Genomic DNA, 21,408 nt, shown 5'->3' on the forward strand with positions numbered 1-21,408 from the left:
CGGATGGCAGATAGAGGGCAAGATGGTCGAGCTATGGGCGGAACGGGCGCTTTTGCCCGAGGGTTGGGCAGAGGCGGTGCGGGTCGAGCTGACCCCCGAGGGCCGCATCGGCGCGGTCACGCCCGGCGCGGCGCCCGCGGGCCAGCGGGTCGAACTGCTGCTGCCCGCCATGGCGAACCTTCACTCCCATGCCTTCCAGCGGGCGATGGCCGGCCTCAGCGAAGCGCGCGGGCCCGAGCCGCGCGACACCTTCTGGACCTGGCGGCAGATCATGTACCGCTTTCTCGACCACCTGACGCCCGAGGATGTCGAGGCGATCGCTGCGCTGGTGCAGATGGAGATGCTGGAAGCCGGCTATGCCACCAATGTCGAGTTTCACTATCTGCATCACCGCCCCGGCGGCGGCGCCTATGACAATCTGGGCGAAATGTCCGAACGCATCGCGGCGGCGGCATCGCAGACGGGTATCGGCCTGACCCTTCTGCCGGTGCATTACCAGTTCGGCGGCGTCGACCGCCGCCCGCTTGGCCCCGGTCAGGCGCGCTTCGGCACCGATCCGGACGGCTTCGCCCGGCTGATGGACGCCGCCGAGGCGGCCCTTGCCCCCCTGCCCGCTGATACCGGCATCGGCGTCGCGCCGCATTCGCTGCGCGCGGTCAGCCCCGAGGCGCTGTCGCTCTGCACGACCCTGCGCCCCGGCCGCCCGCTGCACATGCATCTGGCCGAGCAGGTCCCCGAGATCGAGGAAATTCAGGCCGCCTATGGCCGCCGCCCGGTCGAATGGCTGCTGGATCATCACGCGCCCGACCCGAACTGGACACTGATCCACCTCACCCACATGACTGAGGACGAAACCCGCCGCCTTGCCGCCACCGGCGCGGTTGCCGGCCTGTGTCCGCTGACCGAATCGAGCCTCGGTGACGGCATCTTCAACGGCACCATCTGGCGCGAGGCCGGCGGGCGCTTGGGCTTAGGTTCGGACAGCAATATCCGCATCTCGCTGGTCGAGGAATTGCGCACGCTGGAATACAGCCAGCGCCTGCGCGACCGGGCGCGCGCGATCCTCGCCACGCCCGAGCGATCGACCGGGCGGGTGCTCTACGAGGCCGGGCTGGACGGCGGTGCCACGGCGGCAGGGCGCGAGACCGGGGCGATCCGCCCGGGTCTCTGGGCCGATCTCTGCGCCGTCTCGCTGCAGAACCCGGTCATGGCGGGCCGCGCGGGCGATCAGATGCTGGACAGCCTGATCTTTGCCGGCGGCGACGGGCTGATCCGCGATGTCTGGGCCGCTGGCCGCCATATGGTCCGGGATGGCCGTCATATCCGGCGCGAGGCGATCACCTCGGCCTATCTGCGGACCATGGCCAGCCTGTCGGAGCGGATGTGACAGCGGGCCCCACAGCCCCCAAGGCGCAGCTGATCGCCGCCGAGGTGCGCCGCCGTATCGTCGAGCGCGAATGGCTGCAGGGCGACCGCATCCCCGACGAGGCCGATCTGGCGGTGGAATTCGGCGCGGCGCGGGCGACGGTGAACAAGGCGCTGCAACTGCTGGCGGATGAGGGCCTCTTGGACCGCAAGCGGCGTGCGGGCACCCGCATCGCCGTCAACCCGGTGCGCAAGGCCACCTTCTCGATCCCCATTGTGCGCGAGCAGATCGAGGCCGAGGGCATGGCCTATAGTCACCGGGTCATCGCCCAACGCGACAGCCCGATCCCCGGGGACGTGGCGGCGCGGACCGGCCTGCCCGAAGGCAGCCTCCTGACCCATCTGCGCGCCGTCCATTACGGCGACGGCAAGCCTTTCCAGTTCGAGGATCGCTGGATCAACCGCACCGCCCTGCCGCAGGTGGCGGGTGCCGATTTTCGCGCGCTGAACGCCAATGAATGGCTGGTGCAGAACGCCCCCTATCTTCATGCCGATGTCGAGTTCTCTGCCGCCAATGCCGATGCCCGCGATGCGCGGATGTTGCAGGTCCGGCGCGGTCAGGCGCTGTTGATCCTGCACCGCACGACATGGAACGACCTCGGCCCGATCACCACCGTCCGGCTGGCCTGCCATCCGGGCTACGTGATGAGCGCGGCAAGCTGAACGGACCTAACCGGCGAGGTGTGGAAAATAGCTGCCGGCCAGATCCTCGATCGCCTGCGCCACGCGCAGCGTCGCGGCATCGGGCTTGGCGGCGGCGGGACGGACCAGGTACCATTGCCGCATCAACGGCAGCCCGCTGCCCCTGAGCGCCACCAGCCGGCCCATCTGCAATTCCTCGCTGCAAGTATGCAGCGACAAGAGCGCGATCCCCATGCCGGCCATGACCGCCTGCTTGATCGTCTCGTTCGAATCCATGGTGATCAGCTGCGGCTCGATCCCCTCACCCAGACGGTCGAAGTAGCGCATCATCAGGTCACGCGTGCCCGAGCCGCTTTCGCGTGCCAGAAAGGTCTCCTCCATCAGCATCGCCGGGTCGAACCCATCGGTTGCCGCCAGCCGGTGGCCGGGCGGCAGGATGATGCCATGAGGATGTGCGCCCAAGGGCACCGAGACGACCTTCGGCTCGCTTGGCGGGCGGCCCATCACCGCCAGATCGGTCGTGCCCTGGTCCAGATCGGCGATCACCTGCTGGCGGTTGCCGACCCGCAGGCTGACCTCGACCTCGGGCGCCTGCTGGCGCAGCGCCAAGACCAGCCGCGGGGCGAAATACTTGCCGGTCGAAACCACGCTCAGCCGCACATGGCCGTTATAGCCGCGGGTCATCGCCGCGATCTCGGCGCCAACCTGCGACAGGTTGCCCTCGATCCGCCGCGCCACCCGCTCCATCGCCACGCCTGCCGCCGTCAGGCTGAACCCGTCCGCTGCCCCACCCCGGACCAGCAGCGCCTGCCCCACCGCCTCTTCCAGCTTGCGGATCTGGCTGTGGATCGCCGGCGTCGTCTGGTTCAGCACCCCTGCCGCGCCGGTCAGCGACCCCTGTTCGGCCACCGCGATCAGCGCCCGAAGCTGTTTCAGGGTGATGGCAGAGATCTGCGACATTAATTTCTTTCTAATTTGGCTATCATCTTTTTAAATTTCATGGAATTGAGGCCCGTGCAAGCACTGTTGCGGTGAGGGGAGGACGCATCATGCCACGCCATCTGGATCACCTGCCCGCTGCGACGCCTGACGACTTGGCCGAGGTGCTGGACCGGCTGGCCGGGCTGGGCATCGCCCTTGCCGCCCGCATCGCCCGCAATGGCCTGTCCGAAGACCTCGGCGCGGCTGACGGCGGGGTCAATGCCAGCGGCGACCGGCAGACGGCGCTGGACCTGATCGCCGATGGCATGGCGCAGGTGGTGCTTGCGGGATCGGCGGTGCGCTTCTTTGCCTCGGAGGAGCAGGCAAAGCTGGTCGAGATCAACCCGGATGGCACACTTGCGCTGGTCATCGACCCGCTGGACGGCGCGCTGAACATCGACGGCAACGCCCCGCTCGGCACGATCTTCGGGATCTACCCGGCAGAAGCAACGGGTGACGCCAGCGTGCTGCGCCCGGCGCGCGAGCTTCTGGTCTCGGGCTATGTCATCTATGGCCCGCAATGCGGGATGATGCTGCGCATCGGCGACGGCAAGACCCGCAAATATGTGCTGGACAGCGGCACCGAGCAGTTCCGCGACCTCGGCTCCCTGCCCGACATGCCGCTGGAGATGCCGGAATACGCCATCAATGCCGCCAATTACCGCCACTGGCCCGCGCCGATCCGCAGCTTCATCGACGACCGGCTGGCCGGCAACGAGGGCCCGCTTGGCCATGATTTCAACATGCGCTGGATCGCCGCGCTGGTGGCCGAGACCCATCGCATCCTGACCCGCGGCGGCATCTACCTTTACCCGGGCGACAGTCGCAAGGGATACGAGGCAGGCCGATTGCGGCTGGTCTATGAATGCGGCCCCATCGCCCACCTGGTCGAGGGTGCCGGCGGGCGCGCCAGCGATGGCGTCCGGCCGATCCTCGACCTCGAGCCCACCTCACTGCACCAGCGCACGCCCTTTGTCTTCGGCAGCGCCAACCAGGTTGCGCGGGTGGCCACGCATCACGACCTGCCCGAAGATGAAAGTGCGCTGTTCGGGCGGCGCGGCCTGTTTCGCTGAGCTGACCGGAGACCAGACATGAGCAAGAAATTCCCCATCATCTCGGTCATCGGCGCCTCGGGCTCGGGCACCTCGACGGTCAAGGGCACCTTCGACCAGATCTTCCGGCGCGAGGGGGTCAAGGCGATCTCGGTCGAGGGCGATTCCTTCCACCGCTATTCCCGCACCGAGATGAAGGCCGAATTGCGCCGCCGCTTCGAGGCGGGCGATCACACCTTCAGCCATTTCTCTTACGAGGCCAACGAACTCGAGGAACTGGAACGGACCTTCCGCGAATTCGGCGAGACCGGCACCGGCCGCACCCGGCATTATGTCCATGACGCCAAGGAAGCCGACCGCCATGGCGTGCCGCCGGGCGAGTTCACTGCCTGGACACCCTTCGACAGCGATGCGGACCTGTTGTTCTACGAGGGGCTGCATGGCTGCGTCTCGAATGGCGAGGTCGACCTGCCGCCGCTCTGCGATCTGAAGATCGGCGTGGTGCCGGTGATGAACCTCGAATGGATCCAGAAGATCCACCGCGACCGCGAAAGCCGGGGCTATTCGACCGAGGCCGTGACCGACACGATCCTGCGCCGGATGCATGCCTATGTGCATTGCGTCTGCCCGCAATTCACCGCCACCGACATCAATTTCCAACGCGTGCCGGTGGTCGATACCTCGAACCCGTTCATCGCGCGCTGGATACCCACCTCGGATGAAAGTCTCGTGGTGATCCGTTTCCGCAGCCCGCGCGGGATCGACTTTCCCTACCTGGTGTCGATGATCCACGGCTCGTGGATGAGCCGCGCCAATTCCATCGTCATCCCCGGCAACAAGCAGGATCTGGCGATGCAGCTGATCCTGACCCCGCTGATCGAGCGCCTGGTCTCGACCGCCCGACGACTGCGATGAGCCCGCTCAGACCTTCAGGTCGGGAAAGCTGACCGCGCCGTTCCACGAGAGATAGTGGAACGAGCCGTTCTCCTCGGTATCGACCTGAACCGTCCGCGACATGAGCCAGGTCTTGACCCCGAGGCCGCCATCGCCCGCGCGCGGGATCTGGCCAAGCGAGACCCCCAGCGAAACGAAGCCCGCAACGATGGCCGAGGCGGCCGAGGTGCCGCCGAAACGGCAGAAATACGAGCCGAATTCGCGCAGCCCGTCGGCCGGTTCGGCGCTGGAGAAGGGACCGTGGGAATAGCCGTGGCGCCCCGGCACATCGGTCGAGACGATCTCGAAATGCGAGAAGCTGCCATTCTCGTTCTCGGCCGGGCTGCGCCGGTCGGGGAAATCGGCATCCTGTTCATCCAGCCGCACCGAAACCCGGTCATAGGTCTCGCCATCATTGCTGGGGGCCATGACGGTGATGCCCTGAGAGGTCGAATAACCGGCGACCAGGCCCTTGGCGTTCACCGCGCCAACCGAGATGATGCCGTTATAATCACTGGCCAGGTTGGCCGGATAGATGCCACCGACCTCCTGGAAATTTCCGGCGGCGCAGATGATCGGGCGGCGCATCGACACCGCGACCAGCAGCTGCGCCAACTCCTCCCACAGCGCGCGTTCCCGCGCGGTGGGCCGCGCCGGCAGCGCCGCTTCCAGCAGGTCGAGATCGACCGGGATGGCGCCAAGCGTGCGGAACGGATCGGGGAACGAGCGCGGGATCAGGATGACCGAGGCATCGATGACCTCGGCATAAAGCAGCGCGAGGATCAGCGCCTCGGGATCGGTGTCGAAATTGGTCGAGATCGGCACCAGCTCGCAGAAGGGATCGGTGCCGCAATAGGGCAGCGGCACGTCGATCTCGGCGGGGTCCTGACCTTGATAGTCTGGCGCGATCTGCATGATCGCCGGACGCGCGCCGACCAGCCCGGCAATGGCCGTGCCGTGGTTCGAGAAATCGGCCGAGGTGGTGGGCGCGACGCCGTTCACATGCGCCGCCGCGCCGGGCGACAGCCGGTCGATCAGCTCGCGCAGCAGGGCAAGGCTGCCCGGCAGGTCATCGGCAATGTCGGTTTCAAGGTTGCTCGGGATCGAGGGAGCGGCCAGCGCCTCGCCCAGATAGGGAAAGGCCCCCAGCCGGTTCGAGAAGAAGTCGATGGCCAGTTTGTCGTTCACCGCCCCTTTCAGGCAGGGATGGTTCACCGCGACCGAGGTGTCGATGATGGCCACCCGGCTGACCTTGGCATCCGCCGGCGGGCGGGCGCCGTCGCGCAGCGCATCCAGCACGCCGATGCTTTCCAGATGCCAGAGCGCAGCATATTCGGGATAGATCTCGGACCCCTGCGGCATGGGCTTGGCAACGGGGATCATCATATCCATTCCTTCTGGGCGGCAAGCATCTGGTCGCGGCAGACCACCTCGAGCACCGGCATCAGCATCCGCGCCAGATCATGGCCGGCGCGGGTGTCGGCGGCGTAATGCAGCCCCGCCCATTCCCGGTTCTCGGCCACGCGGCGGGCGCGCAGGAACAGTTCCGAACTGGCCGGATGCTCGGGAATGATCCGCGACAGGGTGAAGGCCACGGCGAAGGACTGGAAGGAATGGTTGCTGGGATAGGAGGAATGCGGCGGATTGGGCAGGAAGGGTCGCAGGCGCGGCTCGACATTGTTCGGGCGCGGCGCGTTGAAGCGGTTCTTGTAGCGCAAACCTATCTCGTCGCAGAGCAAGACCACCAGATAGACCAGCGCCACCGTCGCCTCGTAGCCGGCCACCTCCTCGATCCCGAGGGGGCGCAGATAGGCCGACAACTCAAGCTGGCTCTGGGTGATGATCTCGTCGCGCCGCATCGCCTCGGCCGGCCCGTGCAGCAGCACCTGCTTGCGCAGCATCTCGATCGCCTCGGCCTGCAGTTGCGCGGGCGCGGGCGGCAGGTCGATCGGCAGGTTGACCCAGTCCCTTTCCCGCGCATAGAGCGCCGCGCGCTCCTGCCACGGCTCCAGCGCCAGCCCGCCCTGGTTGGTCGCGGCGGCGGCGTTGCGATTGCGGTTCCGGTTGCGATTGCGGTTGCGGTTCAGGCTCGACCGGGCCGAGCGGTTCATCGACAAGAGCGTCCCCAGCGATCCGCCGGCGGTAGTGCCGCGCGTCTCCAGCGTCGGGAAGCCGGCATCGCCAAGGGACAGCGCGACGCCGCGCAGGATCAGCCCGGTCGAGGTGACGACCAGCTCTGTCCGCTTCAACAAATCCAGGTCCGTGGACACCACCGGAACCTCCCTCATAATCCTGCCCTCGCAATCCCGTTCAGCACATGGCCACGCGCCTCCTTCAGCGGCAGCCGGAAGCGCATTTCCTGCGTGTCGCGATTGGCGAAGGACGGATCGATCCCCAGAAGCTGGTCACGCAGCGCCACCGCGCGCTCGCCATCGCCCAGATGCCCCAGCGCCGAAAGCGTGTAGCGCATGGCTGCATGGAAGCGCGGCTGCTTCATCAGGCTGCGGCTGCCGATCTCGACAGCGCGGTGATGATCGCCCTGCAGCGCCGAGATCATGCAGGCCGTCGTCTCGTAGGTATAGCTGATCGGGCTGTAGCGGCCCAGCATCACCGCCCGGTCCGACGCCGCCCGCGCCCCATTGAGATCGCCGTTGTAAAGCCGGTGCAGCGCCAGATGATCCCAGACAAAGGCCTGCATCGGGTTCAGCTTTACCGCGCGCGCGAAGATCTCGGCGGCGATGTCATGGCGGTTCAGCACGAAGCCCATCGTATGGCCGATGCAAGCCAGCGAGATCGAGTTGAACGGGTTCGCCTGCATCACGTCGCGGGCGAATTTCTCGGTCTGCTCCAGCCGGGCCTGATCCCAGCCCCCGATATTCTCGCCAAGCGAGAAGGAACTGGCATAGGCACCAAGGCTGTGGAACAGGCTCGATTCCTCGCGGTCCTGCACCCGTTCCAGCATCGACTGGCTCTGCTGGATGCGGCCGGCATCCAGGTCGAACATGCTGGCCAAGATGCGATAGCCGATCAGCGTGCCCTGATCATGCGGCACGCCGGCGCGCCTTGGCCCCGGTTGCAGGATGATCTTGGCCAGATGATCGACGTTCTGCGAGACAAACTGGTTGGCCAGCATGAAATCGTCATTGACCAGATCCTGCTGCGGGATCTGCACCGACTGGCTGAGCGCCAGCGACCGGTTGCTGGCCTCGTAGATGAGGAAGGTCAGCGAGACCTTGCTGCCGACCACCAGCGCCCGGGTGCGGATCAGGTAATCCGGGTCGGGCGACAGCGCGTCACCCGCATCGCCCCCGAAGCGGTCGCCCAGGTTGACGATCTGCACCGGCTGGTATTCGGCCAGGGTGCAGGCGACGGATTCGGTGACGTAATCGCCGACATAGCGAGCCAGCTGGTCGCTGCCATGGACGATGCTCGGCAGAAGGCCGATGACAATCAGATGCGGATAGATCGGGCGCTGGCCGAAGCCGCCTTCGGGCGCCGCCGGGGCAATCGCGGGCAGCGCAACGCTGTCCTGCAGGCTGTCGCGCAGATCGGCCCAGACCGCGCGCTCCATCGCCAGCCAGTCCTCGAATTCCTCGTCGGCAATGTCGAAGCCTTCCAGCAGGTCGACATCGGCGCTGATCCCCGAGGGCAGCGCCCGCGCCTCGTGAATGCTGCGCAGGTCGATCCAGAGGCTGTCCAGTTTCAGGCTCAGCGAGGTGCGATCGACCGTCAGGATCGCCCCCTCCATCTCGGTCAGGGCGCGCTTCAGGTCGCGGATGGTCTGGCGCAGGCTGCCCGAGGCCTTTTCCTCGTCGCTCTCGCTCCACAGCTTGTCGCGCAGCCAGATCCGCGTGCGGGTGCCGCGCGGCGACAGCGCCAGAAGCGCCAGCAGCGCACAGGTCTTCTTGCTTTTCGGGGTCACGTCCCGCCCATCCGCGCCGATCAGGCTGAAGCGCCCCAGCAGATAGAGGCGCGGAAAGCCTGCCATGATGTCGCCTGAATGGGTCATCTCGCCGTCCGAAACTCCGCAGAAGGACATGAAGTCGAAATCGCCAACCGGAAATTAATCAGCTGTGTCCAGATATTGACGACCCAATGTGATTCCACTGTGAATTTAATCCGGCGAAATGTGATCGCCCAACGATTTATTAACAGATCGTGATAGCCACGGCATTTTGCAGTCCGGCGGCAGCGCCCCCGGCTAGATCGCCGGTGGTCGCCGCCCCGGCCAGTCGGTCGCCCTGTGCCACGCCTGACCCATGGCCAGCACCCGCGCATCCGCGCCCACCGGCCCGGCCAGTTGCATCCCCATCGGCAGGCCGGCATCGCCAAAGCCCACCGGCACCGAGAGGCAGGGCAGCCCGGCCAGACTGACTGGCACCACCACCTCCATCCAGCGGTGATAGGTGTCGAGCGGCTGGCCGCCCACCGTCGCGGGCCGGCGCAGGGTCTTGTCGAAGGGCCAGACCTGCGCCGAGGGCAAGGCGATCAGATCGACCTCTTGGAACAAAGCCGCGAGACGCCGATACCAGGCCGAGCGTTGTTCACTGGCAGAATAAAGCTGTGCAGCGGTGAGCCCCTGCCCCTGCTCGATTTCCCAGATCGCCTCGGGGCTGAGCTGCGGGCGCTTTTCGGGGTCGTCATAAAGCCGCCGCTTGCCGCCGGCATTCAGCACCGCGCGGATCGTCGTCCAGGACTGCCACAATTGCTCGGCCGGAAAGGGTGGCGTTAGCTCGACCACCGTTGCACCCAGATCCTGCATCTGCCCCAGCGCCGCCTCGCAGAGCGCCAGAATCCCCGGCTCGCAGGGATAGGCCCCGCCCCAATCGCCCAGCCAGCCGATGCGCAGCCCCTCGACCGGCTGATCCAGCAGCGCGGCAAAGGGCTGGTTCGGGCGGTCGAAGGGCATTTCCGGGTTGGGCCCGGCGAGGGTTTCCAACAGCCGCGCCAGATCCTCGACCGTTCGCGCCATCGGCCCCGATGTGGCCATGGTCGCCAGAAAACTGTCCCCCAGCGCCTCGCCCGGCACCAGCCCCCAGCTGGGCCGGAACCCGTAGACATTGCAGAAAGCGGCGGGGTTCCTGAGACTGCCCATCATGTCCGATCCGTCGCAGACCCATTGCATTCTCGCCGCCAGCGCCGCCGCCGCGCCACCCGAGGAGCCACCGGCACTCAGCGCCGGATCATAGGGATTGCCGGTCACGCCATGGACGGCGTTGAAGCTGTGCGAGCCGAGGCCCCATTCGGGGGTGTTGGTCTTGCCGATGAAGATCGCCCCCGCCGCCCGCATCCGCGCCGGGACGAGATCATCCGCCGTCGGAATATGGTCGGCAAACAGCGGTGAGCCCCAGGTGCTGCGCAGCCCGCGCACCTGCGCCAGATCCTTCACCGCGATGGGGATGCCATGCAGCCAGCCTTCGCCCCGCGCATCCGTGGCGGCGCGGGCCTCGGCCAGCAATTCCTCGCGCGGGCGCAGGCTGACGATGGCGTTGACCTTGGGATTGGCCGCCTCGATTCGGTCGAGACAGGCCTCCATCACCTCGACGGGCGAGACCGAGCGGGTTCGGATCAGGGCGGAAAGGTCGGTGGCGGAGATTTGGGTGAGATCGCTCATGCGGGAAGGTTAGAGCGGGCCATGGGTGGGTGGCAAGACGCGGGGCGGCAGAGGCAGACATGAAAAGGGCGCGGGAGAACCCCGCGCCCTTTTCCGCGTTTTGGCAGAGGTTTACCGCACCACCATCACCGAGACCGGCGAATGGCGCACCACCGCATTGGCATAGCTGCTCAAGAGCATGCTGCGCAGCTCGTCCGGTTTCTGGCTGCCCATCACGATCAGATCGACACCCAGTTTCTTGGCGCTTTTCAGGATCGTCTCGGCGATATGGCCGTGGCCGACATGGGTCTTGACCTTGACGCCCTTCACATGCGCGGCGGCGAATTCGTTCAGGCTGGCCTTCATCGCCTCGAGCACGGTCTTCTCGTAATCCTTGGGCAGGAAGGTGGCGACCATCGAGCTGCCGAAATCCTGCACGATGCCGAGAAGATGGATCGTGCCGCCCTCGCCCGCCTGACGGATCGCGGCGGGCAAGGCTTTCTGCCAGCTTTCGGGCTGGTTGACGGCGATTGGCAGAAGCACGTTCTCAGGCATGGCTCAGCCCTTTCTTGCTCTGGGCGGGCGCCCGGTCATTGGGGTCCTCGCGGCGGCGCTGCAACCAGATGACCAGGCCCAGAAGCAGGAAGGCCGGGATATACATCCAGTATTTCGACGGCGCGTCGGCGGGCTGGCGCACCAGCAGAACCTTCTGATCCCAATCGAGACCGGCCTTCTGCGCCACGCTGTCAAAGGCCACGTCGTCGATCAGCACCTGGTCGCCATCGGTTCTGAGGCCAAGGATGCCGACATTCTGCAGCCGCTCGGCCCCGTCGGCGCCCTCGGGCACCTGCAGAAGCGCGACGAACTCGACCGGATCGCCCACATCGTTCAGACCCTCGACCCGCAGCCGCATGTCGGCGCCGACCGGGGCTTCTCCGATGGCCTGCTCGAGTTCCGCCGGCGGGCGATCGTTCCAGGGCGGCGCGATCATGTCCATCCAGAAGCCCGGGCGGAAGATGGTGAAGGCAATCAGCAGCAGCAGCACGGTTTCCCAGATCTTGTTGCGCACCAGGAACCAGCCCTGTGTCGCCGCGGCAAACAGCAGCATGGCTATCGTCGCGGTGATGAAGACGAAGATGCCGTGGAACCAGTCCGTGTTGATCAGGAGGAGATCGGTGTTGAAGATGAACAGGAACGGCAGCGCCGCCGTCCGCAGCGAATAGCCAAAGGCCACCACGCCCGTCTTGATCGGATCACCACCCGAGACGGCGGCGGCGGCAAAGCTCGCAAGGCCCACAGGTGGCGTCACGTCGGCCATGATGCCGAAGTAGAACACGAAGAGGTGGACCGCGATCAGCGGCACGATCAGCCCGTTCTGCTGGCCAAGCGTGACGATGACCGGGGCGAGCAGCGCCGAGACGACGATGTAGTTCGCCGTGGTCGGCAGGCCCATGCCGAGGATCAGCGACAGGATCGCGGTCAGGAACAGGATCGCCAGCAGGTTGCCGCCCGACAGAACCTCGACCACATCGGCCAAGGCCGAGCCGACGCCTGTCTGGCTGACTGCGCCGACGATGATACCCGCCGTCGCCGTGGCGATGCCGATGCCGATCATGTTCCGCGCGCCCGAGATCAGCCCGTCGATCAGGTCGGCGAAACCGGCCCTGAAGGTCGCGCCGAAGCTGCGGTTGCCGCTGCGATCCTCGCCCCGGAACATGGCCATCAGCGGCCGCTGCGTCAGCAGGATGAAGATCATGAAGGCCGTGGCCCAGAAGGCCGAGAGGCCCGGCGACAGCCGGTCGACCATCAGCGCCCAGACCAGCACCACCACCGGCAAGATGAAATAGAGGCCGGAGCGCACCGTCGGTCCCGGCAGCGGCAATTGCGTCACCGGGGCATTCGGGTCGTCGATCTCCAGCGGCTCCTCGCGCGCGCCGAGCCACAAGAGGCCGATATAGACCAGCGTCAGCAGCCCGAAGACCACCCAGATCGCGGCATCGCCAAAGGCGGGACGGATCCAGCCCATCAGGTAATAGGTCAAGAGCGACAGGATGCAGATGCCCGCAATGATGAAGGCCGTGGTCAGCAGCCGGCGCAGCAGGGGCGGCGGCTCATAGGCGCGCGGCAGGCCCTTCATGCCGGCCTTCATCGCCTCGAGATGGACGATATAGACCAGCGCGATATAGCTGATCGAGGCCGGAACGACGGCGTGCTTGACCACGTCGAAATAGGGAATGCCCACATATTCGACCATCAGGAAGGCGGCGGCGCCCATCACCGGCGGCATGATCTGGCCGTTGACCGAGGATGCCACCTCGACCGCACCGGCCTTTTCGCTCGAGAACCCGACCTTCTTCATCAGCGGAATGGTGAAGGTGCCGGTGGTCACGACGTTGGCGATGGAGGACCCCGAGATCAGCCCGGTCATGGCCGAGCTGACGACAGCGGCCTTGGCTGGCCCGCCGCGCAGGTGGCCCATCAGGCTGAAGGCGACCTGGATGAAGTAGTTGCCGGCCCCGGCCTTGTCCAGAAGCGCGCCGAACAGCACGAACAGGAACACGAAGCTGGTCGAGACGCCAAGCGCGATGCCGAAGACGCCCTCGGTCGTGGTCCATTGATGGTTCACCACTTCCGACAGGTTGTTGCCCTTGTGGGCGATGATGTCGGGCATCCAGGGGCCAAGGAAGGTATAGGCCAGGAACAGCGTCGCCACGATCATCAGCGCCGGGCCGAGGCTGCGGCGCGTGGCCTCGAGCAGCAGCATCAGGCCGGCGACCGAAACCACGTAATCTATCAGGATCGGCGCACCGACGCGGGTGCTGATCGCGGCATAGTTCAGGTAGATGTAGAGGGCACAGAAGGCCGAAACCAAGGCCAGCGCCCATTCCCAGGGCGGCACCCAGGTCTTGGGACTGCCGAGAAGGATGCAGGCGATGATCGCGGCGGCAACCACGGGGATCCACCAGCTGGGAACCCCGGCCTTGGCGCCGGACATGAAGAGAAATGCGAGCAGAACCGGCACGCCCACGGCCAGCGCCAGCTGGAAGGGCGAGCGTTCGGCGGGATAGGCCATGAAGGCCAGAAACAGCGCGAAGGCCAGGTGGATCGAGCGGGTCTCGGTGCTGTCCAAGACCCCGAAGCCGAACATGAAGGGCAGAGGCGAGGCGATCCACAGCTGGAACAGCGACCAGCAGAGCGCGGTCACAAGGATGATCTTGCCGACCATGCCCGCGGGCGTGCGCGCCCCGGTATCGGACGAGGCGACAAGCTCGTCGAGTTCATCCTGCGACAGACCGCCCGCACCTGAGGCGTCCATCTCGACCGCGGCAGCTTCCCATTGCTCGTCATCGCGCTTGGGCTTTTGCGGGTCCGGGTTGTTGGTGTTGTGATCGCTCATCCCTGTCTTCCCTCGTCAGTCTCGTGCTGGTTGTGGAGACAAGGGGCCCGGCGTGAACCGGACCCCTGATTGTTCTGCCTAGATTACTGGATCCAGCCTTTCTCGCGATAGTACTTCTCGGCGCCCGGGTGCAGCGGGGCGCTGTTGCCCTGGCTGACCATTTCTTCCGGGGTCAGGTTGGCGAAGGCCGGGTGCAGGCCCTTGAAGCGGTCGAAATTGTCGAATACCGCCTTCACCACCTCGTAAACCATGTCCTCGGGCACATCGGCCGAGGTCACGAAGGTCGCCTTGACGCCGAAGGTGTTGGTGTCGGCGTCGGTGCCGGCATACATGCCGCCGGGGATCACCGCCTTGGCGTAATAGGGATTGTCCGCAACCAGCTTGTCGATCTCTGGGCCTTCGACCGGCACCAGGTTGGCCTCGACGGTCGAGGTCGCTTCCTGGATCGAGCCGTTCGGGTGGCCGACGGTGTAGATGATGGCGTCGACGGTGTTGTCCCCCAGCGCCGCCGACTGCTCGGCCGGCTTCAGCTGCGAGGCCAGCGAGAAATCACCCATGGTCCAGCCCTTGGCGGCCAGAACCACCTCCATCGTCGCCAGCTGGCCCGAGCCCGGGTTGCCGACGTTGACGCGCTTGCCCTTCAGGTCGTCGAAGGTGGCGATATTGGCGTCCTTGCGGGCCACCACGGTGAAGGGTTCGGGGTGAACCGAAAAGACCGAGCGTAGACCCTCGAACTTCTTGTCGCCCTCGAACTCGGCCGAGCTGCCGTTATAGGCGTGATACTGGATGTCGGATTGCGCGACGCCCATGGTCATGTCGCCGGCCTTGATCGCGTTCACGTTGGCGACCGACCCGCCGGTCGAGGGCGCGGTGCATTTGATCCCGGTCTTAGCCGTGTCGCGGTTCACCAGGCGGCAGATCGACTGGCCGACGACATAATAGACGCCGGTCTGGCCGCCCGTGCCGATGGTCATGAAACGCTCTTCCTGCGCCGAGGCGGTCCCTGCACAAAGTGCAAGCGCAGCGGTCAGGAAAACGGGTTTGAACATGGTCATAGGATGCTCCCTAATTGTACGATTTTGTCCCGCAGCTTCACATACGGGTTATTAACCACGGTAACGCAGTGATCGGGATTGGCAATCGGTAACAATACCTATCACGAATTTTCCTTGCCCGTCAGGCCATTGCACCCCGTATCTTGCGCAGATTCCGATTCGCGCCACCAGACTTCGCGCCACCGGACCACGCGGCGCGCCGTCAGGGCAGCACCGCATCGATGGCGCGACCCAGCCGCTCGACCAGCTGATCCATCTCGTCCTCGGAAATGATGAAGGGCGGCGCCAGCAGCACGTGGTCGCCCTGCCGCCCGTCGATCGTGCCCGACATGGGATAGCAGATCAGCCCCTCGGCAAAGGCGGCCTTCTTGATCTTGCCGGCCAGCCCCAGCGCGGGATCGAACGGGGCTTTCGTCGCGCGGTCCTGCACCAGCTCGATGCCGCGAAAGAGGCCCCGCCCGCGGATGTCGCCGATATGGGCGTGCTGGCCGAACCGCGCCTCCAGCTTCTGTTGCAGCGCCTCGCCCTTCTGCCGCACCTGAGGCAACAGCCCGCGATCCAGGATGGCGCTGACCACGGCAAGACCGGCGGCGGTGGCGACCGGGTGGCCGATATAGGTATGACCGTGCTGGAAGAAGCCGCTGCCCTTGGCGATGGTGTCATAGATGGCCGAGCTGCAGAGCATCGCTCCGATCGGCTGGTATCCGGCCCCCAGCCCCTTGGCGATGCAGAGGATATCCGGGTCCACCCCGTCCTGTTCACAGGCGAACAACGTGCCGGTCCGGCCCATGCCGCACATCACCTCGTCAAGGATCAGCAGGATGCCATACTCGTCGCAGATCTCGCGGATGCGGCGGAAATAACCGGGTGCCGGCGGCAGCGCCCCGGCGGTCGCGCCCACCACCGGTTCGGCCATGAAGGCCATGACGGTTTCCGGGCCAAGCCGCTCGATCTCGTCTTTCAGCGCATTGGCGGCGCGCAACCCGTAGTCCTCGGGGCTTTCGCCCTCGGCCCGGTCGCGGTAGTCGTAACAGGGCGCGATGTGGCTGACGTCCAGCAGCAGCGGCCCGAATTGCTGGCGCCGCCATTCATTGCCGCCCGCCGACAGCGCGCCGATGGTGTTGCCGTGATAGCTTTGCTTCCGCGCGATCAGCCGCGAGCGCTGCGGCTCGCCCTTCTCGACCCAGTATTGCCGCGCCAGCTTGATCGCCGCCTCGGTCGCCTCGGACCCGCCCGAGACGAAATAGACCCGGTCCAGATTCCCCGGCGCATGGTTGATCAGAAGATCCGCCAGCGCCTCGGCCGGTTCGCTGGTCAGGAAACCCGTATGTGCAAAGGCCAGCTTGTCCAGCTGATCCTTGATCGCCTGGGTGATCTCGGGATCGCCGTGACCAAGGCAACTGACCGCCGCCCCGCCCGAACCGTCGAGATAGCGCTTGCCCTCGGCATCGATCAGCCAGACGCCCTCGCCACCAACGGCAACCGGGGGCTGGGACTTGGTATGGCGCGGAAAGACATGAGACATGGCCGGATCCTGCTGCTAGGCTTGCCCAAAAAGGATGCAATGATGGTTAAGGAATTCCAACCCCTTGGCGACAATGACTGGCCGGAATCGGTGGCCGGCCTGAAGGGTGGCTTCGCCACGCGGCTGAACGTCTATCGCACCATGGCCCATCACCCGGCGCTGCTGACGGCTTGGGCACCGCTGCGCCAGCATGTGGTGCTGGATCGGGCGCTGAGCGACCAGCAAAGCGAGGTGGTGATCCTGCGCACCGGGCATAACCTGCAGGCCCCCTATGAATGGGCGCATCATGTCAGCCGTGGCCGCGCCGTGGGCATGGAGGACGCGCGCATCGCCGCCTTGGCCGGTCCCTTGGAGGGAATCGGCGACGGCGACCGCATCCTCGCGCGGGCGGTCGATGAGCTGATGGAAAACGCGCGCCTGCTGCCCTCGACCCGCGCCGACCTGCTGGCGGCGGTGGGCAGTGCGGGCATGTTCGACCTGATGGCGACGGTCGGGTTTTACTCGGTGCTGGGCTTCATCGTGAACAGCTGCGAGACGCCGGTGGACGCGGATGTGGCGGCGGAACTGGCCCGCCGCCCGGCACCCTAGCGGTTACTTCCCCAGCACCTGCTTCATGAAGCCAAGCGAGGCCGACAGCCCGTCGGGCGCGATGCCGTGGCCGGTGCCCTTCATCACATGGGCATAGACCTCGAAGCCGGCGGCGTTCAGCGCCTCGCCGGCCAGGCCCATATCGGCAAAGGGCACCATCGGGTCCTGATCGCCATGCATCAGAAGGACCGGCGGCTTGGCCTTGGCCTCGGCGGCCAGCAGCTCCGGCTGCAACAGCCGCCCGGAACAGCCGATGATCCCGGCCACCGCCTCATCGCGGCGCGGCAGGACGTGCAGGGCCATCATCGTGCCCTGCGAGAAGCCGAAGATGACCATGCGGTCGGCACCCAGCCCCTCATCCTTCAGCACCTTGTCGAGGAAGGCGTTCAGATCGGCGATCGACAGCGCCATCGAGGATTTCGCCTGCGCCTCGCTGGACCCGTCGAGCCAGGGGATCGGAAACCACTGATAGCCCATCGGGTTGTTCAGGCAGGGCTCGGGCGCGTTCGGGGCATAGAAGGCGGTGCCGGGCAGGTGCGGGGCCAGCGGGTCGGCCAGACCCAGAAGGTCCGTCCCGTCAGCGCCATAGCCATGCAGGAAAACCACCACCGCATCGGGTTTTTGCGGCCCGCGCCGCTGCGATTTCAACTCTCGAACCATGCTGTCCCCTGGTGTCTAGCGGACGCCCTCGCGCCCTTTTGCCAACCGGTAATAGGCCCAGAGCCCGCGCGCCGCAACCGATCGCCAGGGCCGCCACGGCTCGGCCAGCTGCACCAGCGCGGCGGGCGCGGGGCGATCGGGCAGGTCATACATGACCTTCGCCGCCTCCTGCAGCGCCAGATCGCCGGCGGCAAAGGCATCGGCCCGGCCAAGGGCGAATTTCAGGTAGATCTCGGCGGTCCACTGGCCGATGCCGGGAAGCGCAACCAGCGCCGCAATCACCTCGTCATCAGGCATCGCGCGCAGCGCCGGCCAGTCGATCCCGGCCCCGGCGATGCCGCGCAGATAGCGGATCTTCGGCCGTGACAGGCCCGCCCCCTGCAAGGCTGCATCATCGGCCCCTGCAATCGCCTCGGCCGTAACCAGTCCGGCCTCGGCCATGCGCCCGGCAATGGCGGCGGCGGCATGGGTCGAGATCTGCTGTCCGACAACAGCATCGACAATCGCTGAGAACCCGTCCGCGCGGCGGCGCAGCGGCAGCGGCCCGAGGTCCGGCAGCACCCTAGCCCAGACCGGGCAAACCTGCGCCAACCAGGCCGAACCCTCGGCGAGGTCCTCGGCACTCTCGATCAGCCTCATTCCATCTCGGCAAAGCGCCCGGCGCGCCCGCCCTTGCGGCGCGGCGTGGTGCGGGCGGCGGTCGCGCCCTCGACCAGCACCTTGACCATCGGATGCCCCGCCTCTCCCGCCGCCTGCGCCTTGGGGGCATGGGTTTCAAGCAGCAGCCGCGCCGCCTCTGCGGCATCGACGCCTTCGGGCAGCGACAGCGCCCAATCGACGAAGATCGACCGGCATTCCTCGGGGGTGATGCCCTCGATGCGGAAGCTTTCGTAGATCAGCCGCTTGGGGTCAGCCCGTTCAAGGCTCAAGGGTTCAGAAGTCATCGGAAGCCGCATCCAGTTTCAGCCGGGTTTCCCAGGCCATCGAGATATGGTTGCGCAGCGCCTTGTCCGCCGCCTGCGCATCGCCCGCGCCGATGGCATCGACGATCGCCTGATGTTCATCCAGCGCCACCGAGCCGCGCCCTTCGGCCGCCAGCGAGGTGCGCGCCATCAAGGCCATGCTGCGATGCACCAGATCCAGCTGCTGCACCAGATAGCGGTTATGCGAGGCCAGGTGGATCTGGTGGTGAAAGCGCCGGTTCGTGCGGGCCAGCACGCGCGGGTTGTCGAGGCTCTTGCGATCCTCTGCGACCATCTGGCTCATCACGCGGACCTCTTCGGGTGTGGCATGACGGGCGGCAAGCCGGGCCGCCAGCGCCTCCAGCTCGGCGCGCACGGTGTAAAGCTCGGCCAGCTGGTTGTGATCCAGCGTCGAGACGATCAGGCTGCGCCCGTCGCGGGTCAGCATGGCCTGCGTTTCCAGCCGTTGCAGCGCCTCGCGGACGGGCGTGCGCGAGACGCCGAAGCGTTCCGCCAGTTCGGATTCGACCAGCCTGTCGCCGGGCTGGTAGACGCCGGCATCGATCGCCGACAGGATCATGGAATAAGCGTCCTTCATGCCCGGCACGTTCTGCCGCACCGGGCGCAATTGCAAGCACCCATCGCAGCCGCTATGCCAAGGCCATGGATTTCAAGGATGTCAGCGTCTGGATCTTCGATCTGGACAACACGCTTTACGACCCCTCGGCGGCGCTCTTCGCGCAGATCGAGCGGCGGATGACCGATTATGTCGTTCGGCAGCTGGGGGTCACAGCCGATCAGGCCGCGCGGCTGCGCGATGATTACTGGCGTCATCACGGCACCACGCTGGCCGGGCTGATGGCCGAGCACGGGATCGAGCCGGGACCCTATCTCGCCGACGTGCATGATATCGACATGTCGGTCTTACAGCCTGATCCGGCGCTGGCTGCGGCGATCCGCGCCCTGCCCGGCCGCAAGATCATCCACACCAATGCCGACAGCGCCTATGCAAACCGGGTGCTGGACCGGCGCGGGCTGAATATCTTCGACGCGATCTGGGGCGTCGAGGAGGTGGATTTCCACCCCAAGCCCGATGCCCGCGCCTATGCCCGGGTGATCGAGGCCGAGGCCATCGACCCGGCGCGTGCGGCCTTCTTCGAGGATGATCCGCGCAACCTGATCGTGCCGCATGACCTGGGGATGCGCACCGTGCTGGTCGGCATCGGCCGTCACGGGCCGGACGAGCTGGCCGCCGATCACGAACACGGGCCGCATGTGCAGCACCGCACCGATGATCTCGCGGCCTTTCTGAAGGGGCTGGCATGAATAGCGGCGATCCGATCGACATCCTGATCTCGGGCGGCGGTCCCGCCGGGCTGATCGCGGCGGCGGCCTTCGGGGCGCAGGGGCATCGCGTGCTCTGCGTCGATCCGGCCCCGCCGGTGACTGACGAGGCCGGGGCTGGCGCCGATCTGCGCAGCACCGCCTTCCTGCGCCCCTCGGTGGCCTTTCTGGACCGCATCGGCCTCTGGCCGCGCCTTGCGCCCCATGCCGCGCCGCTGGAGATCATGCGCATCGTCGATGCCGGCGGGGCCGAGCCCAAGGCGCGGCTGGTCCGCGATTTCGATGCCGGCGATCTGGGCGACGGCCCCTTTGGCTGGAACCTGCCCAACTGGCTGATCAGGCGCGAGGTGATGGCGCGGCTGACCGAACTGCCGAATGTGGAATTCCGCCCCGGCACCGGCACCGCCGGTCTGATCGCCCGCGACGATTCCGCCTTCGTCACCCTGACCGACGGACAGCACCTGCGCGCAAGTCTGGTGGTCGCGGCGGATGGCAGGAACAGCCCGGTGCGGCAGGCGCTTGGCATCGGGGTCAAAACCTATCGCTACGGCCAGAAGGCGCTGGCCTTTGCCGTCACCCATGAATTTCCGCACCGGAACGTCTCGACCGAGGTGCATCGCAGCGGCGGTCCCTTCACGCTGGTTCCCCTGCCCGATCGCGACGGCCAGCCCTGCTCGGCCGTGGTCTGGATGGCGCGCGGGCCCGAGATCGCCCGGCTGCAGGCCCTGCCCCTGCCCGAGTTTACCGAGGCGCTGAACGACCGCTCGGCGGGTATCCTTGGCGAATTGACGCTGGTGACACGGCTGACCACCTGGCCGATCATCAGCCAGATTGCAGATCGTTTCAGCGCGCCGAGGGTGGCGCTGATCGCCGAGGCCGCGCATGTGGTGCCGCCGATCGGGGCGCAGGGGCTGAACATGAGCCTCGCCGATCTGGCCGCGCTGGTCGATCTCAGCGCCGAGGATCCCGGCAATGCCACGGCGCTGGCCGGTTATGGCCGCGACCGGCGGGCCGAGGCGCAGGCGCGGCTGACCGGGATCGATGCGCTGAACCGGATCAGCATGGCCGAGGCCCGCCCGCTGCGCGATCTGCGCGCGGCGGGCCTCGGCGCGCTGCACGCGATCAGCCCGCTGCGCCGGCTGCTGATGCGCGCCGGCATGGGCGGGGACTGACCCCGCCAGCCCTGCGCCGGACGCTGCGACCGATGCGCGCAGGGGCTGCTCTCGCCTCCTCTTGTGCACGCTGGGGGTG

The 21,408-nt window shown here is 66.6% G+C and carries 20 protein-coding genes; 7 read left to right on the forward strand and 13 right to left on the reverse strand.

Translation table 11 applies throughout. The features are described from left to right. Positions 1–22 precede the first annotated feature (22 nt). Both Q1A36_RS03665 and Q1A36_RS03670 read left to right on the forward strand, forming a co-directional pair. Positions 23–1,387: a formimidoylglutamate deiminase gene (locus Q1A36_RS03665; RefSeq protein WP_299839912.1), complete on the forward strand. Its 1,365-nt coding sequence runs from the start codon at positions 23–25 to the stop codon at positions 1,385–1,387. Further along, a complete protein-coding gene (locus tag Q1A36_RS03670) occupies positions 1,384–2,088 on the forward strand; it encodes a UTRA domain-containing protein (protein WP_299839915.1) in 705 nt (234 codons plus the stop codon). Before Q1A36_RS03665 ends, Q1A36_RS03670 begins: the two co-directional genes overlap by 4 nt. Positions 2,089–2,094: 6 nt before the next feature. Here Q1A36_RS03670 and Q1A36_RS03675 read toward each other — a convergent pair whose 3' ends face one another. Continuing rightward, positions 2,095–3,027, reverse strand: coding sequence for a LysR family transcriptional regulator (locus Q1A36_RS03675; protein WP_299839919.1), 933 nt, complete (start codon positions 3,025–3,027; stop codon positions 2,095–2,097). Positions 3,028–3,116: 89 nt separating this feature from the next. Here Q1A36_RS03675 and Q1A36_RS03680 point away from each other — a divergent pair, with 89 nt between their 5' ends. Beyond that, positions 3,117–4,121 (forward strand): class 1 fructose-bisphosphatase, encoded by a 1,005-nt coding sequence (locus tag Q1A36_RS03680; protein ID WP_299839922.1) that lies wholly within the window; start codon positions 3,117–3,119, stop codon positions 4,119–4,121. 18 nt (positions 4,122–4,139) lie between these two features. Beyond that, the gene (locus Q1A36_RS03685; protein ID WP_299839925.1) at positions 4,140–5,015 is read left to right on the forward strand and encodes a phosphoribulokinase; all 876 of its coding nucleotides are present in this window, start codon (positions 4,140–4,142) and stop codon (positions 5,013–5,015) included. 6 nt (positions 5,016–5,021) lie between these two features. Here Q1A36_RS03685 and Q1A36_RS03690 read toward each other — a convergent pair whose 3' ends face one another. The 8 genes from Q1A36_RS03690 to Q1A36_RS03725 all read right to left on the reverse strand — a co-directional run bounded on the left by Q1A36_RS03690 (position 5,022) and on the right by Q1A36_RS03725 (position 16,603). Continuing rightward, complete coding sequence (locus Q1A36_RS03690; RefSeq protein ID WP_299839928.1) at positions 5,022–6,416, reverse strand: S8/S53 family peptidase; 1,395 nt, start codon at positions 6,414–6,416, stop codon at positions 5,022–5,024. Beyond that, a complete protein-coding gene (locus Q1A36_RS03695; RefSeq protein ID WP_299839931.1) occupies positions 6,416–7,306 on the reverse strand; it encodes a phosphatase PAP2 family protein in 891 nt (296 codons plus the stop codon). The genes Q1A36_RS03690 and Q1A36_RS03695 overlap by 1 nt, the downstream gene beginning before the upstream one ends. Before the next feature lie 11 nt (positions 7,307–7,317). Continuing rightward, positions 7,318–9,042 carry a transcriptional regulator gene (locus Q1A36_RS03700; protein ID WP_299839934.1) on the reverse strand — a complete coding sequence of 575 codons (1,725 nt, stop codon included), beginning with the start codon at positions 9,040–9,042 and terminating at the stop codon, positions 7,318–7,320. A 192-nt stretch (positions 9,043–9,234) separates the two neighbouring features. Further along, entirely contained in the window at positions 9,235–10,647 is a 1,413-nt protein-coding gene (locus Q1A36_RS03705; RefSeq protein WP_299839937.1) for an amidase, read from the reverse strand. Positions 10,648–10,758: 111 nt separating this feature from the next. Then, the gene (locus Q1A36_RS03710) at positions 10,759–11,181 is read right to left on the reverse strand and encodes a universal stress protein (protein ID WP_299839940.1); all 423 of its coding nucleotides are present in this window, start codon (positions 11,179–11,181) and stop codon (positions 10,759–10,761) included. After that, positions 11,174–14,023, reverse strand: a complete 2,850-nt coding sequence (locus Q1A36_RS03715) for a TRAP transporter permease (RefSeq protein WP_299839943.1) — start codon at positions 14,021–14,023, stop codon at positions 11,174–11,176. The genes Q1A36_RS03710 and Q1A36_RS03715 overlap by 8 nt, the downstream gene beginning before the upstream one ends. An 83-nt stretch (positions 14,024–14,106) precedes the next feature. Then, the gene (locus tag Q1A36_RS03720) at positions 14,107–15,078 is read right to left on the reverse strand and encodes a TAXI family TRAP transporter solute-binding subunit (RefSeq protein ID WP_299839946.1); all 972 of its coding nucleotides are present in this window, start codon (positions 15,076–15,078) and stop codon (positions 14,107–14,109) included. 202 nt (positions 15,079–15,280) lie between these two features. Continuing rightward, entirely contained in the window at positions 15,281–16,603 is a 1,323-nt protein-coding gene (locus Q1A36_RS03725; protein WP_299839949.1) for an aspartate aminotransferase family protein, read from the reverse strand. A 42-nt stretch (positions 16,604–16,645) separates the two neighbouring features. On the opposite strand from Q1A36_RS03725, the gene Q1A36_RS03730 reads away from it, so the two are divergent. Continuing rightward, positions 16,646–17,191: a carboxymuconolactone decarboxylase family protein gene (locus tag Q1A36_RS03730; RefSeq protein ID WP_299839952.1), complete on the forward strand. Its 546-nt coding sequence runs from the start codon at positions 16,646–16,648 to the stop codon at positions 17,189–17,191. A gap of 3 nt (positions 17,192–17,194) precedes the next feature. On the opposite strand, the gene Q1A36_RS03735 is transcribed toward Q1A36_RS03730, so the two are convergent. Genes Q1A36_RS03735 through Q1A36_RS03750 form a run of 4 tightly spaced genes read right to left on the reverse strand, consistent with a single transcriptional unit; the run spans position 17,195 to position 19,411 of the window. Then, positions 17,195–17,851: an alpha/beta fold hydrolase gene (locus Q1A36_RS03735; protein WP_299839954.1), complete on the reverse strand. Its 657-nt coding sequence runs from the start codon at positions 17,849–17,851 to the stop codon at positions 17,195–17,197. A gap of 15 nt (positions 17,852–17,866) precedes the next feature. After that, positions 17,867–18,490, reverse strand: a complete 624-nt coding sequence (locus Q1A36_RS03740; protein WP_299839957.1) for a DNA-3-methyladenine glycosylase 2 family protein — start codon at positions 18,488–18,490, stop codon at positions 17,867–17,869. Continuing rightward, a complete protein-coding gene (locus tag Q1A36_RS03745; RefSeq protein WP_299839960.1) occupies positions 18,487–18,795 on the reverse strand; it encodes a hypothetical protein in 309 nt (102 codons plus the stop codon). Before Q1A36_RS03745 ends, Q1A36_RS03740 begins: the two co-directional genes overlap by 4 nt. Beyond that, on the reverse strand, positions 18,785–19,411 hold the full coding sequence (locus tag Q1A36_RS03750; RefSeq protein WP_101754188.1) for a GntR family transcriptional regulator: 627 nt from the start codon (positions 19,409–19,411) through the stop codon (positions 18,785–18,787). Before Q1A36_RS03750 ends, Q1A36_RS03745 begins: the two co-directional genes overlap by 11 nt. 65 nt (positions 19,412–19,476) lie before the next feature. Between Q1A36_RS03750 and Q1A36_RS03755 the strand changes: the two genes are divergently transcribed. Further along, positions 19,477–20,139: a pyrimidine 5'-nucleotidase gene (locus Q1A36_RS03755; RefSeq protein WP_299839968.1), complete on the forward strand. Its 663-nt coding sequence runs from the start codon at positions 19,477–19,479 to the stop codon at positions 20,137–20,139. Beyond that, on the forward strand, positions 20,136–21,329 hold the full coding sequence (locus Q1A36_RS03760) for a UbiH/UbiF family hydroxylase (protein WP_299839971.1): 1,194 nt from the start codon (positions 20,136–20,138) through the stop codon (positions 21,327–21,329). The genes Q1A36_RS03755 and Q1A36_RS03760 overlap by 4 nt, the downstream gene beginning before the upstream one ends. The last annotated feature ends 79 nt before the right edge of the window (positions 21,330–21,408 follow it).

The organism is uncultured Paracoccus sp., assembly GCF_947487305.1.
Classification (GTDB): domain Bacteria; phylum Pseudomonadota; class Alphaproteobacteria; order Rhodobacterales; family Rhodobacteraceae; genus Paracoccus.

Bases quoted from the DNA above. Each gene is read 5' to 3' on its own strand.
- Q1A36_RS03665 (WP_299839912.1), top strand. From the start codon at position 23: ATGGTCGAGCTATGGGCGGAACGGGCGCTTTTGCCCGAGGGTTGGGCA.
- Q1A36_RS03675 (WP_299839919.1), bottom strand. From the start codon at position 3,027: ATGTCGCAGATCTCTGCCATCACCCTGAAACAGCTTCGGGCGCTGATC.
- Q1A36_RS03680 (WP_299839922.1), top strand. From the start codon at position 3,117: ATGCCACGCCATCTGGATCACCTGCCCGCTGCGACGCCTGACGACTTG.
- Q1A36_RS03685 (WP_299839925.1), top strand. From the start codon at position 4,140: ATGAGCAAGAAATTCCCCATCATCTCGGTCATCGGCGCCTCGGGCTCG.
- Q1A36_RS03690 (WP_299839928.1), bottom strand. From the start codon at position 6,416: ATGATCCCCGTTGCCAAGCCCATGCCGCAGGGGTCCGAGATCTATCCC.
- Q1A36_RS03700 (WP_299839934.1), bottom strand. From the start codon at position 9,042: ATGACCCATTCAGGCGACATCATGGCAGGCTTTCCGCGCCTCTATCTG.
- Q1A36_RS03705 (WP_299839937.1), bottom strand. From the start codon at position 10,647: ATGAGCGATCTCACCCAAATCTCCGCCACCGACCTTTCCGCCCTGATC.
- Q1A36_RS03710 (WP_299839940.1), bottom strand. From the start codon at position 11,181: ATGCCTGAGAACGTGCTTCTGCCAATCGCCGTCAACCAGCCCGAAAGC.
- Q1A36_RS03715 (WP_299839943.1), bottom strand. From the start codon at position 14,023: ATGAGCGATCACAACACCAACAACCCGGACCCGCAAAAGCCCAAGCGC.
- Q1A36_RS03720 (WP_299839946.1), bottom strand. From the start codon at position 15,078: ATGACCATGTTCAAACCCGTTTTCCTGACCGCTGCGCTTGCACTTTGT.
- Q1A36_RS03725 (WP_299839949.1), bottom strand. From the start codon at position 16,603: ATGTCTCATGTCTTTCCGCGCCATACCAAGTCCCAGCCCCCGGTTGCC.
- Q1A36_RS03730 (WP_299839952.1), top strand. From the start codon at position 16,646: ATGGTTAAGGAATTCCAACCCCTTGGCGACAATGACTGGCCGGAATCG.
- Q1A36_RS03735 (WP_299839954.1), bottom strand. From the start codon at position 17,851: ATGGTTCGAGAGTTGAAATCGCAGCGGCGCGGGCCGCAAAAACCCGAT.
- Q1A36_RS03740 (WP_299839957.1), bottom strand. From the start codon at position 18,490: ATGAGGCTGATCGAGAGTGCCGAGGACCTCGCCGAGGGTTCGGCCTGG.
- Q1A36_RS03745 (WP_299839960.1), bottom strand. From the start codon at position 18,795: ATGACTTCTGAACCCTTGAGCCTTGAACGGGCTGACCCCAAGCGGCTG.
- Q1A36_RS03750 (WP_101754188.1), bottom strand. From the start codon at position 19,411: ATGAAGGACGCTTATTCCATGATCCTGTCGGCGATCGATGCCGGCGTC.
- Q1A36_RS03755 (WP_299839968.1), top strand. From the start codon at position 19,477: ATGGATTTCAAGGATGTCAGCGTCTGGATCTTCGATCTGGACAACACG.
- Q1A36_RS03760 (WP_299839971.1), top strand. From the start codon at position 20,136: ATGAATAGCGGCGATCCGATCGACATCCTGATCTCGGGCGGCGGTCCC.